Source organism: Flavobacterium artemisiae (assembly GCF_042678225.1).
GTDB lineage: Bacteria > Bacteroidota > Bacteroidia > Flavobacteriales > Flavobacteriaceae > Flavobacterium > Flavobacterium artemisiae.
In genome coordinates this window covers 1-13,802 of record NZ_JBHUDZ010000001.1, presented here as the reverse complement: position 1 = coordinate 13,802, position 13,802 = coordinate 1, and the positions used below count along the sequence as shown (strand labels likewise).

14 protein-coding genes are annotated in these 13,802 nt (G+C 32.8%); 11 read left to right on the top strand and 3 right to left on the bottom strand.

Going from position 1 to position 13,802, the window contains the following annotated elements:
• The first annotated feature begins 154 nt into the window (after nt 1-154).
• Nucleotides 155-1,495, top strand: a complete 1,341-nt coding sequence (locus ACFSC2_RS00070; RefSeq protein ID WP_379817215.1) for an FAD-dependent oxidoreductase — start codon at nt 155-157, stop codon at nt 1,493-1,495.
• 91 nt (nt 1,496-1,586) lie between these two features.
• On the opposite strand, the gene ACFSC2_RS00065 is transcribed toward ACFSC2_RS00070, so the two are convergent.
• Nucleotides 1,587-3,104, bottom strand: a complete 1,518-nt coding sequence (locus tag ACFSC2_RS00065; RefSeq protein ID WP_379817214.1) for a helicase HerA-like domain-containing protein — start codon at nt 3,102-3,104, stop codon at nt 1,587-1,589.
• 382 nt (nt 3,105-3,486) lie between these two features.
• Here ACFSC2_RS00065 and ACFSC2_RS00060 point away from each other — a divergent pair, with 382 nt between their 5' ends.
• The 8 genes from ACFSC2_RS00060 (at nt 3,487) to ACFSC2_RS00025 (ending at nt 9,959) form a co-directional block, all read left to right on the top strand.
• Nucleotides 3,487-4,311: a MotA/TolQ/ExbB proton channel family protein gene (locus ACFSC2_RS00060; protein WP_379817213.1), complete on the top strand. Its 825-nt coding sequence runs from the start codon at nt 3,487-3,489 to the stop codon at nt 4,309-4,311.
• A 50-nt stretch (nt 4,312-4,361) separates the two neighbouring features.
• Nucleotides 4,362-4,973 carry an ExbD/TolR family protein gene (locus tag ACFSC2_RS00055; protein WP_379817212.1) on the top strand — a complete coding sequence of 204 codons (612 nt, stop codon included), beginning with the start codon at nt 4,362-4,364 and terminating at the stop codon, nt 4,971-4,973.
• A gap of 18 nt (nt 4,974-4,991) precedes the next feature.
• Nucleotides 4,992-5,540: an ExbD/TolR family protein gene (locus ACFSC2_RS00050; RefSeq protein ID WP_379817211.1), complete on the top strand. Its 549-nt coding sequence runs from the start codon at nt 4,992-4,994 to the stop codon at nt 5,538-5,540.
• 42 nt (nt 5,541-5,582) lie between these two features.
• Complete coding sequence (locus ACFSC2_RS00045) at nt 5,583-6,386, top strand: energy transducer TonB (RefSeq protein ID WP_379817210.1); 804 nt, start codon at nt 5,583-5,585, stop codon at nt 6,384-6,386.
• Nucleotides 6,386-6,613 carry a hypothetical protein gene (locus ACFSC2_RS00040; RefSeq protein WP_379817209.1) on the top strand — a complete coding sequence of 76 codons (228 nt, stop codon included), beginning with the start codon at nt 6,386-6,388 and terminating at the stop codon, nt 6,611-6,613. Before ACFSC2_RS00045 ends, ACFSC2_RS00040 begins: the two co-directional genes overlap by 1 nt.
• Nucleotides 6,614-6,618: 5 nt before the next feature.
• Nucleotides 6,619-7,542 (top strand): PstS family phosphate ABC transporter substrate-binding protein, encoded by a 924-nt coding sequence (locus ACFSC2_RS00035; protein ID WP_379817208.1) that lies wholly within the window; start codon nt 6,619-6,621, stop codon nt 7,540-7,542.
• A gap of 16 nt (nt 7,543-7,558) precedes the next feature.
• Nucleotides 7,559-9,226 (top strand): tetratricopeptide repeat protein, encoded by a 1,668-nt coding sequence (locus ACFSC2_RS00030; RefSeq protein WP_379817207.1) that lies wholly within the window; start codon nt 7,559-7,561, stop codon nt 9,224-9,226.
• Nucleotides 9,227-9,326: 100 nt separating this feature from the next.
• Nucleotides 9,327-9,959 carry a 7-carboxy-7-deazaguanine synthase QueE gene (locus ACFSC2_RS00025; protein WP_379817206.1) on the top strand — a complete coding sequence of 211 codons (633 nt, stop codon included), beginning with the start codon at nt 9,327-9,329 and terminating at the stop codon, nt 9,957-9,959.
• Between the two features lie 78 nt (nt 9,960-10,037).
• Here the strand turns inward: ACFSC2_RS00025 and ACFSC2_RS00020 are convergent, their stop codons facing one another.
• The gene (locus ACFSC2_RS00020) at nt 10,038-10,583 is read right to left on the bottom strand and encodes a YfiT family bacillithiol transferase (RefSeq protein ID WP_379817205.1); all 546 of its coding nucleotides are present in this window, start codon (nt 10,581-10,583) and stop codon (nt 10,038-10,040) included.
• Nucleotides 10,584-10,601: 18 nt separating this feature from the next.
• Nucleotides 10,602-11,309: a class I SAM-dependent methyltransferase gene (locus ACFSC2_RS00015; protein WP_379817204.1), complete on the bottom strand. Its 708-nt coding sequence runs from the start codon at nt 11,307-11,309 to the stop codon at nt 10,602-10,604.
• Between the two features lie 72 nt (nt 11,310-11,381).
• Here ACFSC2_RS00015 and ACFSC2_RS00010 point away from each other — a divergent pair, with 72 nt between their 5' ends.
• Both ACFSC2_RS00010 and ACFSC2_RS00005 read left to right on the top strand, forming a co-directional pair.
• Nucleotides 11,382-11,876, top strand: coding sequence for a YkgJ family cysteine cluster protein (locus tag ACFSC2_RS00010; protein ID WP_379817203.1), 495 nt, complete (start codon nt 11,382-11,384; stop codon nt 11,874-11,876).
• Nucleotides 11,877-11,981: 105 nt separating this feature from the next.
• Nucleotides 11,982-13,217 (top strand): ABC transporter permease, encoded by a 1,236-nt coding sequence (locus tag ACFSC2_RS00005; RefSeq protein WP_379817202.1) that lies wholly within the window; start codon nt 11,982-11,984, stop codon nt 13,215-13,217.
• Nucleotides 13,218-13,802: the final 585 nt, after the last annotated feature.

The following is a 13,802-nucleotide window of genomic DNA, read 5'->3' as shown; positions in this document are numbered from 1 at the left end:
TTTATGAAGAGAAACGGAATAAAAGATAAAGCTGAAAGCCCGACCCGCTTTTTTCGGCGGGACATGCCCAATAAAACACTAAATATTTCCTTTATTTTTAAGGTCTTGTGTTTTTATTACTTATTTTTACAATCTTATTATTAGATTTTCTTTGATGCAAACTTCATTAAAAATTGCTGTTGTTGGTTCTGGATTGGTCGGATCGCTTTTAGCAATTTATCTTAAAAAAGCAGGTCATGTCGTTCATGTTTATGATCGCAGCCCTGATATTCGTAAAATAAATTTTTCTGGACGTTCTATAAATCTTGCCATGTCAAATCGCGGATGGCGGGCTCTTGATGCGGTTGGAGTTGGAGAGTCAGTTCGCGAAATTGCCATTCCGATGGATAAACGTGCAATTCATTTGGTCGACAAATTGAATTTTCAGAATTATGGACAAGACGGAGAAGCTATATATTCGATTTCGAGAGGAAGATTAAATAGAAAAATGATTGATCTTGCCGAAAATGCCGGTGCTGAATTCTTTTTTGAACAGAAAATCTGGGATGTAACCATGAGTGACGCAACGCTTCATATCGGCGAAAGCGAAAGAGGCGAGTGGGAGGAGAAAAAATACGATATGGTATTTGGTGCCGATGGTGCTTTTTCGAGAATCCGTCACAGAATGCAGCGCCAAAGTATGTTCAACTATTCACAGGAATTTTTGACTGTAGGATATAAAGAACTAAATATTCCAGCAAATCCTGATGGAACTCACAAACTAGATAAAAACTCTTTTCATATTTGGCCTCGTGGTGAGTATATGTTGATTGCACTTCCAAACTTGGACGGAAGTTTTACCTGTACACTTTTTATGCCTTTTGAAGGAGATAACTCTTTTGCATCACTTACAGATCGAAAAGAAGTAGAAGATTTCTTTGCAAAGAAATTTCCCGATTCAATTGAAGTAATTCCGGAACTAGCCAATGATTTCTTTAAAAATCCAACTAGTACCTTGGTTACAATGAAATGTTTTCCGTGGACATACGAAGATAAAATTGCGTTGATTGGAGACGCTTGTCATGCCATCGTTCCGTTTTACGGACAAGGAATGAATGCTGGTTTTGAAGACATTACCGTTTTGAACGAAATGATTGAAAAGTATGGTGATGATTGGAAAACAATTTTCTCCGAATATCAAATTTCCAGAAAACCAAATGCAGATGCGATTGCAGAGCTTTCATATCGAAATTTCATGGAAATGAGTACTAAAACGGCAGATGAAAAATTCTTACTGCAAAAGAAAATCGAAAAAGCATTTTCAGACAAACATCCAGACAAATGGATTCCGTTATACAGTCGTGTAACTTTTAGTGATCGTCCTTATGCAGAAGCCCTAGCAATTGGAGATTACCAAAACGGAATTATGGAAGAAGTTCTTCGAATAGAAAACATCGAAAGTATTTGGAATACTCCTGAAGTAGAAAATAAAATATTAGAATTACTTTCTAAATAGGTTTAAACCATATAAGTTATATAAGTTCATTTAAAAAACTATGCGCAAAGCTTAATTGACTTATATAACTTATATGGTTTAAATTTTTAATTTATTTTTTGAAGATTTTAGTCAAAACTCCAAACACTCCTCTTATAAAGGTAGCGCTCGTTACGACTTTCAAAACAGATTTAGTAACGACTTCAGTAGTGGTTGGTCCTGATTTTGTAGATTTTGCTGGCGTTTGTTCTTCTTGTTCGGCAGCTACTTGAGTTGCTTCTTCGATCTTTTTAGTTAGAATTTCGTAAGCACTTTCGCGGTCTATTTCTTCAGCATATTTTTTAACCAATTTTGATTTTTCATTTATTTCTGCGATTTCATCAGACGTCAAAATATCCATTCTACTCATCGGCGCGCGCATCATCGTCGCAACCAAAGGCGTTGGAATACCTTTTTCGTTAAGTGCAGTTACTAAAGCTTCCCCAATTCCTAAACTTGTTAATAACTCATCTGTTTTATAATATTCAGAAGTAGGGTAATTATCTGCCGTTTTTTTAATCGCCTGACGATCATTTGCAGTAAATGCTCTTAAAGCATGTTGAATCTTTAATCCCAACTGAGCCAAAACACCACTCGGAACATCCATCGGATTTTGTGTGACGAAATAAACACCGACCCCTTTTGAACGAATCAGTTTTACAATCGTTTCAATTTGTTCTAAAAGTGTTTTGCTGGCTTCATTAAAGATTAAATGCGCTTCATCAATAAAAATTACTAATTCTGGTTGAGATGCATCTCCTTTCTCTGGCATTTTTTGATAAATCTCTGCCAATAAGCTCAACATAAAAGTGGAGAATAATTTTGGTTTATCTTGAATATCTGTTAAACGAATGATATTTACGTAACCTTTTCCGTTTTCGTCAATTCGCATTAAATCGTCTGTTTCAAAAGAAAGTTCACCAAAAAACAAATCACCGCCTTGTTGTTCTAGTTCAATAATCTTTCTTAAGATCGTTCCCGTTGTAGAAGTAGAGATTTTGCCATAATTGGCCGTGATTTCCTCTTTTCCTTCTTCTGTAATATAATTAATGACTTTTTTAATGTCTTTTAAATCTAATAAAGGCATTTGGTTATCATCACAATATTTAAAGATAACTGCGATAACTCCCGCCTGTGTATCATTAAGATCTAATATTCGTGAAAATAGAACTGGTCCGAACTCCGAAACCGTTGCGCGCAGACGAACGCCGTTTTGTTTAGAAAGGGACATTAATTCTACAGGAAAAGCAGATACATTAAAAGGTATATCAATTTTAGCATGGCGCTCTGTAATAAAACCTTCTTCTTTACCTTCTTTAGCTATACCACTAAAATCTCCTTTAATATCCATCATCAAAACCGGAATTCCAGCATTAGAAAGCTGCTCCGAAAAAACCTGAATTGTTTTGGTTTTTCCAGTACCAGTTGCACCGGCGATAAGTCCGTGGCGGTTTAATGTTTTAAGCGGGATTTTTACGTGTGCTTCCGCAAGTGGTTCACCATCAAGCATTGCGCCTCCAAGAATGATGCTGTCTCCCTTAGATGCGTAACCATTATTTATAGCAGCAATAAAATTGTCTTTTTTATTCATTTTTTTATTTGTAATTTAGTTGGTTATATGAGTGTTGCTTGTATTTTGGGCATTTTTATGATGGTTTTTTTTAGTAAGAAAAAGCCTTTTTTGATTGAAATATTAATAAAAAAAAAATCCGCAGCTTTTTAAGAAGATATCAAAGGAATCTTTGAATATTTACTAAAACGTTGTAATTTTTCTAATTATAGTCCTTTTTTTTGTTTTATCTAAAAAATGATGTCAACAAATTAATGAGATATTTTTTAAATTGAAGTTAAATTTCGGTCAATAAAATTAAAAAAAGTTTTTTTATTTAAACTAAACGTATAAATTTGCTCCTCTACAAGTTAAATATAACTAAAAAATAAAAATTATTTAAAACTATTAAAATTAAAAAAAAATGGCAAACGTTAAAGTTAAAAAAGAGAGCACTTCAAATGGGGGAGGAATGGTTACAGGGATCATTATTGTAGCGTGTATCTTAGTTGGGTTTTTAATCTGGAAATTCGTGATGGGTTCTCCTGCAAACTTTGAAGGTGGAAATCCAGAAACAGGTCACCCAATCAATACTTTAGGAATGGTATATAAAGGAGGTTTCATTGTACCAGCATTATTAGGTATGTTCTTAATGGTTGTTGTTTTTTCTATTGAAAGATTTATTGTTATCGGTAAAGCAGCTGGAAAAGCTAACTTAGATACATTTATGAAAAATGTACAAGGAAACATTAAAGAAGGAAACATTGAAGCTGCAATCGCTGCATGTGACAAACAACAAGGTTCAGTTGCAAATGCAATTAAATCTGCTTTGATTAAATATCAAGATGTTAAAAAAGAAGGTTTCAACAGTGAAGAAGCTTCAGAAGTAATCCACAAAGAAATCGAAGAGGCTACTTCATTAGAAATGCCAATGTTAGAGAAAAACATGACTATCGTTTCTACTTTAGTATCTTTAGGTACATTAGGAGGATTATTAGGAACTGTATCAGGTATGATTAAAGCGTTTGGTGCGTTAGCTTCTGCTGGTACTCCTGACCAAGCTGCTCTTGCAACAGGTATCTCTGAGGCACTTATCAACACTGCAACAGGTATCTCTACTTCTGTATTAGCAATTATCTCTTACAACTTCTTTACTGCTAAAATTGACGATTTAACTTACTCTATCGATGAGGCTGGTACTACTATCGTTAATACTTACAGAAAATTCAGAGGAAGTTTAAGACAATAATTAATTTTTGATATTTAATTTCTATATCAAAAAAATAAAATAAAAAGATAATGGCTAAAATAAAAATGAAAAAAAAGTCGACATCGACAGACATGACTGCGATGTGTGATGTTGCATTCCTTTTGCTAACGTTCTTTATTTTGACCGCTACTGCTAAAGTGCCTGAGGCACTACCTGTAGATACTCCATCTTCTACTGTACAAAGTAAATTACCAGATTCTGATTTGGCTATTATTACAGTAGGTAAAGGAAAAGTGTTTTTTGACATCAAAGGAAGAGAGCTTCGTAAAAGAACTCTTGAAGGAATGGGTGCAAAATACGGTATGACTTTTTCTGAAGATGATAAAACTAAATTTGCATTAATGGATGACTTCGGTGTGCCAATTGCAGGTTTAAAAGGAATTATCGACTTGAAAGCAGCGGATAGAACGAAAGCAGAACAGCCTGGAATTCCATTAGATTCGTTAGATAATCAATTAAAAGATTGGCTTTTAGTTTCTAGAAGAGCTGCAATTGATCTTGATGATAAAGAATTGCAGATTGCAATAAAAGGAGATGCTAAAGAAGAATATCCAAAAATCAAAAAGATTATGGATATCCTACAAGATCAGAAAATCAATTCCTTTAACTTAGTTACTGGAATGAGAGGAAAAGACTTTTAATTAAAAAACATACACTAAATGGCTGAATTAAATACCGGCGACGGCGGTGGTGGTAAAGGTGGCAAAGTAAGAAGTAAAAAGCAAAGCTCGAAAGTCGATTTAACGGCTATGGTGGATTTGGCATTCTTATTGATCACGTTCTTTATGTTAACTACTTCGTTGTCAAAACCTCAATCGATGGATTTGTCGTTACCAGACAAAAATGAAGATCCGAAAGATAATAAGGATTTAAAAGTTGATGAGAAGCGTACGATGACCATTATGATGGGTGAAAATAATAAACTTGTATATTATATGGGATTATTAGAAGAGCCAATCGCTGGACCAAAAGATATTGCTTATGGTAAAGATGGAATTCGTAGAGAATTATTAGCTCGTAAAAAATCTGTTATTGAATATACAGGAGATAAAAATAAAGGAATTATCGTTATTATTAAACCTGGTACAAAATCTAAATATAAAAACTTAGTTGATATTTTAGATGAGATGGCAATTTCTGGAGTTGGAACTTATGCAATCGTTAATGATTTCCAACCTAAAGAAAAAGAATTGTTAGAGAAGAAATAAGATTTATTTCGTATTTTATCAATAACCTAATAATCAAGAAAAATGAAATTAGATATAATTAAAAATCAGTGGCTTGATATCGTATTCGAAGGACGAAATAAGATATATGGTGCATATGAGCTTAGAAAATCTAACGGTAAGACGACTGTAAAAGCGCTTATCATTGGTTCTATTATTTTTAGCTTTGCTGTTGCGGCTCCTCTTATTGCTAGTTTCTTACCTGACTCAACAGATGAAGATGAGAATAAAGATATTAAGATTGCAACGGTAAAATTACCTCCAAAACCAAAAGAGGAAATTAAACCAAATCAACCACCACCACCACCACCACCACCAAAAGTGGATCAGGTTAAGTTCGTGAAACCGGTTGTTGCAAAAACAGAAGAGATCACTGAAGATCCACCAAAAATTGTGGATTTAAAGGATAAAAAAGTAGGTTCTGAAACTATCAAAGGAGATCCAGATGCAGTTTTAACTGTAGATGAGCCAGTTGGTAAAGGTCCAGTTGCCGAAGTAGTACAAGAAGATAACACTGTATATAACACAGCTGGTATCGAAGTAAAACCAGACTTTCCAGGAGGAATTGAGAAATTCTACAAATTCGTAGGAAACAACTACAAAACTCCAGAAGAAGAAGGTTTAAAAGGTAAAGTTTACGTTACGTTTGTAGTTGAAAAAGACGGGTCATTAACAGATATTAAAGTTTTAAGAGATATCGGTTATGGTACAGGAGCAGAAGCAATTCGTGTTCTTAAAAAATGTCCAAAATGGACTCCCGGCGAGCAAAATGGTAAAAAAGTTAGGGTATTATACTCTCTTCCTATTACTATTCAATCTGCAGAATAATGTTAAAAGATATGCTTAATAATATTCAGAAGAAATCGCTCAAAGAGCGATTTCTTCTTGTTTTAGGAATACTGTTTTTTTTAATTTATCTTGTACTCGGTTTAATGATTATGTTTTGGGAAAAGCTTCCTTTAAACATGGAACAAAAATATAGATATGCTTTTGGCGGATTGTTGATCGTATATTCTGCAATTAGATTTTTGAGATTAATTAATTCAAAGGAATAATAAAGATGTTGAAATATAGTAAGGTATTTGGTTTGTTTATTTTTGTCTTTTTGTTTGCGATGTGCAACCAAAAAAGCAAGAATGATGCTCAGAAAGAAACTATTTTAAAAGGGGCTATTGATGTTACTGTCGACGAGACTGTAAAACAAATTGTTGATGATCAGGTGGCTGTTTTTGAAGGAACTTACTATGATGCAAAGATTACAGTTAAACCTAAATCAGAGGCAGAAGTAATAAATGATTTACTAAATCAGAAAGCGAAGGTTGCTATAACTGCACGTGATTTGACTGCTGAAGAAAAAGCACGTTTTGAGAAAAGTAAGATTAATCCGCGTGTTACTCCTTTTGCTCAAGATGCTATTGCATTTATTTCAAATAAAAGCAATAATGATACTTTAATTGCGTTGAAAACCGTAATCGATTTTATGCAGGGTAAAGCAGATCCAAGAATCAAGGGATTGGTTTTTGATAATCCGAACTCTAGTACAGTTCGATTCATGAAAGAATTAGCGAAGATTAAAGATATTCCAAAAACCGGCGTTTTCTCTTTCAAAACAAATGATGAAGTAATTAAGTTTGTTTCAGAAAACGATGGAATGATTGGTGTAGTTGGTGTAAATTGGCTTTCGCAGCCTTCTCAAAACACAACTGATTTAATCAAAAAAATTAATGTTTTGAGTGTAAAAGGATTAAATAGTAATCAATATTACAGCCCTACTCAAAACGACCTTGCTGAGGCAAAATATCCTTTGGCACGCGATTTGTTTATAATCAACTGTCAGGGTTATTCAGGACTAGGAATGGGATTCGCTTCATTTATAGCGGGTGATATTGGACAAAGAATCGTTTTAAAATCAGGGTTGCTTCCTTATAAAATCCCGGGAAGAAAACTGAAAATAAGAAATGAAATTATAAAAGATAACGAATAAATTAATTACGATAAAGATGAATAAATTTAAAATTTTTAGTCTTGCATTAGTTGTCTCGGCAACTGCGACAAAAGCGCAAGACATCAATCAGGCAAAAAAAGCAATTGATGCAGAACAATTTGATAAAGCAAAAGGTTTGTTGAAATCTATCATTAAAGCAAAACCTTCTGATGGTGAAGCAAATTTTGTTTTAGGAAATGTTTATTTGAATCAATCTGTTGTTGATTCTGCTAAAATTTATTTCCAAAATGGTTTACAAGCTTCTGATAAGAAAAACTTAAATTATATTGGTTTAGGTCAATTAGATTTAGATGCAAAAAATACTGCAGCTGCACAGGCTAATTTTACATTAGCTACAAAAGATATGAAGCGTAAAGATGTAAATGAGTTTATTTACATTGGTAGAGCTTACATGAATTCTGAGAATCCAGATTATAAAGCTGCTATTGCTTCATTGCAAAAAGCTTTGGCTGTTGAGCCTCAAAACGCTCAAGCGCTTTTAGCAATTGGAGATGCTTATTTTGGAGATAAAAATCAAAATGATGCTTATAAAGCATATCGTGATGCTTTTACAGCGGATAATACTTTATTAAGAGCAAAAATGCAGTCTGGGGTTCTGTTGAAAAATGCAAAATCTTATGATGAAGCAATTAAATCTTTCAACGAAGTTATTGCTCTGGATGCTAACTACGGACCTGTTTACAGAGAACTTGCAGAAACATATTATAAATGGGCTAGAAATAAACCTTCTACAGCTAAAGTTAATTTGCAAAATGCAATTACAAACTACGAGAAATATTTGAGCTTAACAGATTATTCTCTTGATTCTAAAATGCGTCACGCAGATTTCTTGATTTTAGTAAAAGATTACAAAAGCTTAGAAACTGTTGCAAACAAAATGATTGCTCAAGATAAAGTTAATCCAAGAATCTACAGATATTTAGGATATGCAGCTTACGAAAATGGAAACGTTGATGTAGCTATCAAATCTATTGAAGATTACATGAAAGTTCCTTCAAACAAAGTTATTGGTAGAGATTATTTGTATTTAGGTTTTGCAAAAATCAAAAAAGGGACAAATGCTGAAGGTGTTGTAGATCAAGCTGCTTTTGATGCTGGTTTAGATGACATTAAAAAAGCGATTGAATTAGAACCTCTTGCAGTGGAAGAATTAGCTGATTTCGGAAAAGCGTTGTTTGGTAAAAAACAATATACTCAGGCAGCAGCATTATTTGAACTTGGTGCAAATAACAAAGAGTCTAAAAACTATTTAGATGATGCCGTTTATTATGGAATTTCTGTTTACTACGGAAATGCTGGAAAACCTGCAGAAAGCCGTGACAAAGCTGCTTTAGAAAGTGCAGATGCTAGTTTTGATAAAGTTTTAGCTGCTTCTCCTAGTTATGATGAAGCTTACTTGTACAAAGGAAGAATCAATAGTTCATTGGATAAAGATGATTTGATTATCAAAAACTACGAAGAATATGTAACTAAAATTACTGCAAAAGGTGCAGAAGAATTAGCAAAACCTGCAACTGCTAAGAAAGTCGTTGAGGCTTACAATGCAATTGGTGCGGCATATGCTAATACTGATAAAGCAAAAGCTGTTGAATACTTCAATAAAACTTTAGTTCTAGATCCTGCAAATACTTACGCAGCTCAATCTATAAAAGCTTTAAAATAATTTAGATTTTTAATCATATTTTAAAAACCGATAGTTCAAAAAACTATCGGTTTTTTTGTTACGTATATTATTGACTATCTTTGCACTTTAAAATAATAAAATGTTACCAAAAGAAATACAATTAGAAGTAAATAAAGGAGCAATGTTGCCTTTGATGGAAGAGTTTTATACAATTCAAGGAGAAGGATCGCATACAGGAAGGGCTGCTTATTTTATTAGAATTGGTGGATGTGATGTAGGATGTCATTGGTGTGATGTGAAAGAAAGCTGGAATGCGGAAAGTCATCCGCCTACAAGTATTGATTTAATTGTTGAAAATGCAGCGAAATATGCTGATACGGTTGTTGTAACTGGTGGGGAGCCATTATCTTGGGATATGACACTTTTGACTCAAAAGCTAAAAGGCAGCGGTTTGAAAGTTCATATTGAAACTTCTGGAGCTTTTCCGTTATCGGGAACTTGGGATTGGATTTGTCTTTCGCCGAAAAAAAATAAATTGCCGACAAAAACCGTATATGATAATGCACATGAATTAAAAGTGATTATTCATAACAAACACGATTTTATCTTTGCTGAAGAGCAGGCACAACTTGTAAATGATAATGCTATTCTTTTTTTACAGCCTGAATGGAGTAAAAAAGAAGAAATGACACCGCTTATTGTTGATTATGTAATGAATAATCCAAAATGGCGAGTATCATTGCAAACGCATAAATATCTGAATATACCATAACAAAAAAATCTCTTCATTTGAAGAGATTTTTTTGTTTACAGGAAATATACAATTGTATAAAAAATAAACAATTTGGTTTTAACCCCAATTTTTATATTTCTTCAAAGAAGTAATATGGGCTAAATGATGATTTCCGTGCCAAGCATACATGCCAATAATTTTTTTCAATTTATTTTCTGAATTATCAGAAGGATGAACAAACGTCTTTTCTAAATCGGCTTCAGATAAATTCTTCATGATGTAAGCTAGTCTAAAATGCAGACCTTTTAATAAATTAAGAGTCGGCTCAATAGGCATTTTTAAATTATCTGGAAGTTCACACCATAAAACTTCATCATAAGCTTTAATTACAGGATTGTTTTCTGTCAAAGCCCATTTTATTCTGATAAAACAATGCATATGACTTTCGGCACAATGATGAATAACTTGTCTCACCGTCCATCCGCCCGGGCTATATGGAGTATCAAGCTGTTCATTGCTTAAATGCAGAACTTCTTTTTCCAGCCTTTTTGGAAAAGTTGCGATCTCTTCCATTTTCTGAGCAAGATATGCCGCAGTATAAGAATCAGGTGCTAAAAATTTCCCAATAGGATATTTTAATTTCTCTAAAGATAGTTCTGTCATAACAAATGATTTTGATTTTTAAATGGATAGTCTGGCTAAATAATCAAAATGTTCACCCTCAGTAATCAATTCACAATTTAATCCATTGGCAATTGCTGCATTTTGAAGTGTATTATAGTCTAGATATAACCAATCAAAAGGTTCTTCTTTTTCTCCTTTGTAACTTATGTTAAAAACAAGCTCTCCGTAATAATCATTCTCAGAAGGAATCCATTTACCGCCATCTTCATCTTCATCAAACATATAAATAATATCAGAACTGTCTATTAAAATTTGACCGCCCAGATTTAAAAGAGATTTTAATTTTGATAAATAGATGTTACAGTTTTTCAATTTTCCAAAAATTCCTGTTCCATTCATTAAAAGTAAAATGGTATCGAATTTTTCTCCTTCAAAATCTAATATATTTTTTACTTCGACACTTTTTAAACCTCTAAGTTTACAAGTTTCAACTGCTTTTTCAGAAATATCAATTGCAGTTACTTCTAAGTTTCGTTCATTTTGCAATGATAATGCGTGACTTCCTGCTCCGCATCCAACATCAAGGATTTTTCCTTTTGCTAGTTGAAGTGCTTTTTGTTCAATTTGCGGCATTTCATTATAAGAGCGAAAAAGATATTCAACGCTCATTTCATCTTCTTCAGAAATAGAAGTTTCCGTAATAATATCTTCGGGTTTATTGTTGGTTTGGAAATCGAATATCGCTTTCCCAAAAAGATCTTTCATTGTTTTAATTCAAAGATTAAGGTTTCAAGTTTAAAGTTGCTTAATTTTGCAGCTCAACTTTAAATTTTAAACTTGAAACAAATTTTAAATAACTTAAATAAGTTAGCCAAAGATAAGCATAACGAAAACAAAAAGTATTTCGATAAGCTCAAAAAGAAGCAGCCTAAAAATTTAGATTATATAATGCAGGATTTGCATGACGCAGAATTTAAAAAAACGGATTGCTTAAAATGTGCCAATTGTTGTAAAACGACCGGGCCGTTATTTACTTTGGCAGATATTGAAAGAATCTCAAAACACTTTAGACAAAAGCCACAGCAATTTATTGATCAATATTTGAGAATCGATGAAGATAAGGATTATGTTTTGCAAAGTGTTCCGTGTACTTTTTTAGATAATGAAAATTATTGCATGATTTATGAAGTGCGTCCAAAAGCATGTCGCGAATTTCCACATACAGATAGAAAGAAATTTCATCAGATTTCGAATCTAACCCTTAAAAATGTTGCAATTTGTCCGGCAGCGTATAATATAGTAGAGGAGATGAAGAAAAAACTTCCTCTGTAAAAATTAAAAATCATTAATAGTTTTTAAGAGAATCTGATTTTCTGTTTTTAAAACGTATTTTTGAGTGGAGAATAGATTAATAACTTTTAGAAAATCTCTTTTAAATTGAATTTAGAATATTTTATAGCCAAAAGACTGATTACTGCAAAAGATTATAAAAGCAGTATTTCGGCACCTATAATAAAAATTGCTATTTCGGCAATTGCAATTGGTATTATCATGATGATAGTTTCTGTTGCAACTGGAATTGGTCTGCAGAAAAAGATCCGAGATAAAGTTTCAGCATTCAACGGGCAAATTATTATATCAAATTATGATAATAACAATTCTGAAATTACGATAGTTCCGATATCCAAAAAACAAGATTTTTATCCAAATTTTAAAAGTGTTCCAGAAGTTACGCATATTCAAGCAATCGCAAGTAAAGCTGGAATTATAAGAACTGAAAATGCATTCGAAGGAATTGTTTTTAAAGGGGTGGGCGCAGACTACGATTGGAATAATATTAAAGAATACATTGTACAAGGTAAGTTGCCGGATTTTTCAAAAGGATTAAATGAAGATGTTATTATTTCGAAGTTCCTTGCAGATAGATTAAACCTGAAACTTGGAGATGAATTCAATACCTTTTTTATAAAAGAAGAACAAGGAAAATTACCTAACAGTCGTCGATTTAAAATCTCAGGTATTTTTAATTCTGGATTTCAAGATTTTGATGCGACTTATATAATAGGAGATATTCGTCATATCCAAAGAATTAATAAATGGAGGGAAGATCAAATAGGAGCTTTTGAGATATTCATAAAAGATTTTAATTCCATAGAGGCAACAGGGAATCAAATTTATGAACAGACATCATCAAATCTAGATACAAAAACCATTGTAAAAAAGTATAGCTATATTTTTGACTGGCTTAAATTGTTTGACTTTAATATTGTTATAATATTAGCAATAATGATTTTGGTAGCCACGATCAATATGGTTGTAGCATTATTGGTTTTGATTTTAGAAAGAACACAAATGATAGGGATTCTTAAATCTATGGGAGCAAATAACTGGGCGGTTCGAAAAGTGTTTTTGTATAATGCCTTCTATCTAATTATTCGAGGATTGTTTTGGGGAAATCTAATTGGGATTGCTTTGTTGTTAATGCAGCAGCAATTTGGAATAGTTCAGCTTAATCCTGAAAACTACTATGTAAATCAAGCACCAGTATATCTAAATTGGTTTTATATTCTTCTTTTGAATTTACTGACAATTACAGTTTGCTTTCTAGTGCTCTTAATACCGTCTTATATAATAACCAAAATATCACCAGTTAAAGCAATCCGTTTTGATTGATGCTAATAGAATGATAAAGATATTCATAACCCGACAGGTTTCTAAAACCTGTCGGGTTTGTTTTTGTACATAATATATAAGTATAGTGTTTTCATTTCCTAACAGGTTTCCAAAACCTGTTAGGTATAGATCAACATCCAGATAAAGGAGAGCCAAGCATTTCCTAATAATAATTTGGAATTTAAAAAAGTGAAATTTCAATAATAATAAGGAGCTGATACCTGCTGTTCCTTCCAATCTTTGGGCCTCCCGATAGCTATCGGGACCGGCCTCAAAGGATTTTCCCTCCCATCAGGGCTATGGCAGGCAGTTTTCAAAAGAGTTTTTAAGGATAAAATGAGCAAAAAGAGAAGCTGAAAACTAATAACTCCATAAAAATTGTGATGGAATACAAGTGTAAAATGTCAAAACAACATACGAAACAAGAAAAATCCTACTCGGAATCAAAAATAATTAAAATGTAAAGGAGCTGTTACCAGCGAGTTAAGAAAAAGATGGAAAAAAGATGAGAAAAATATAAAAAAAAGGCTTGAAAATGTAAATAAAGGTTCTACTTTTGCACCCGCAGAAGCGAATACGTTCATC

Excerpts from the sequence above, each read along its gene's own strand:
- ACFSC2_RS00070 (WP_379817215.1), top strand. The coding sequence starts at position 155 with ATGCAAACTTCATTAAAAATTGCTGTTGTTGGTTCTGGATTGGTCGGA.
- ACFSC2_RS00065 (WP_379817214.1), bottom strand. The coding sequence starts at position 3,104 with ATGAATAAAAAAGACAATTTTATTGCTGCTATAAATAATGGTTACGCA.
- ACFSC2_RS00060 (WP_379817213.1), top strand. The coding sequence starts at position 3,487 with ATGGCAAACGTTAAAGTTAAAAAAGAGAGCACTTCAAATGGGGGAGGA.
- ACFSC2_RS00055 (WP_379817212.1), top strand. The coding sequence starts at position 4,362 with ATGGCTAAAATAAAAATGAAAAAAAAGTCGACATCGACAGACATGACT.
- ACFSC2_RS00050 (WP_379817211.1), top strand. The coding sequence starts at position 4,992 with ATGGCTGAATTAAATACCGGCGACGGCGGTGGTGGTAAAGGTGGCAAA.
- ACFSC2_RS00045 (WP_379817210.1), top strand. The coding sequence starts at position 5,583 with ATGAAATTAGATATAATTAAAAATCAGTGGCTTGATATCGTATTCGAA.
- ACFSC2_RS00040 (WP_379817209.1), top strand. The coding sequence starts at position 6,386 with ATGTTAAAAGATATGCTTAATAATATTCAGAAGAAATCGCTCAAAGAG.
- ACFSC2_RS00035 (WP_379817208.1), top strand. The coding sequence starts at position 6,619 with ATGTTGAAATATAGTAAGGTATTTGGTTTGTTTATTTTTGTCTTTTTG.
- ACFSC2_RS00030 (WP_379817207.1), top strand. The coding sequence starts at position 7,559 with ATGAATAAATTTAAAATTTTTAGTCTTGCATTAGTTGTCTCGGCAACT.
- ACFSC2_RS00025 (WP_379817206.1), top strand. The coding sequence starts at position 9,327 with ATGTTACCAAAAGAAATACAATTAGAAGTAAATAAAGGAGCAATGTTG.
- ACFSC2_RS00020 (WP_379817205.1), bottom strand. The coding sequence starts at position 10,583 with ATGACAGAACTATCTTTAGAGAAATTAAAATATCCTATTGGGAAATTT.
- ACFSC2_RS00015 (WP_379817204.1), bottom strand. The coding sequence starts at position 11,309 with ATGAAAGATCTTTTTGGGAAAGCGATATTCGATTTCCAAACCAACAAT.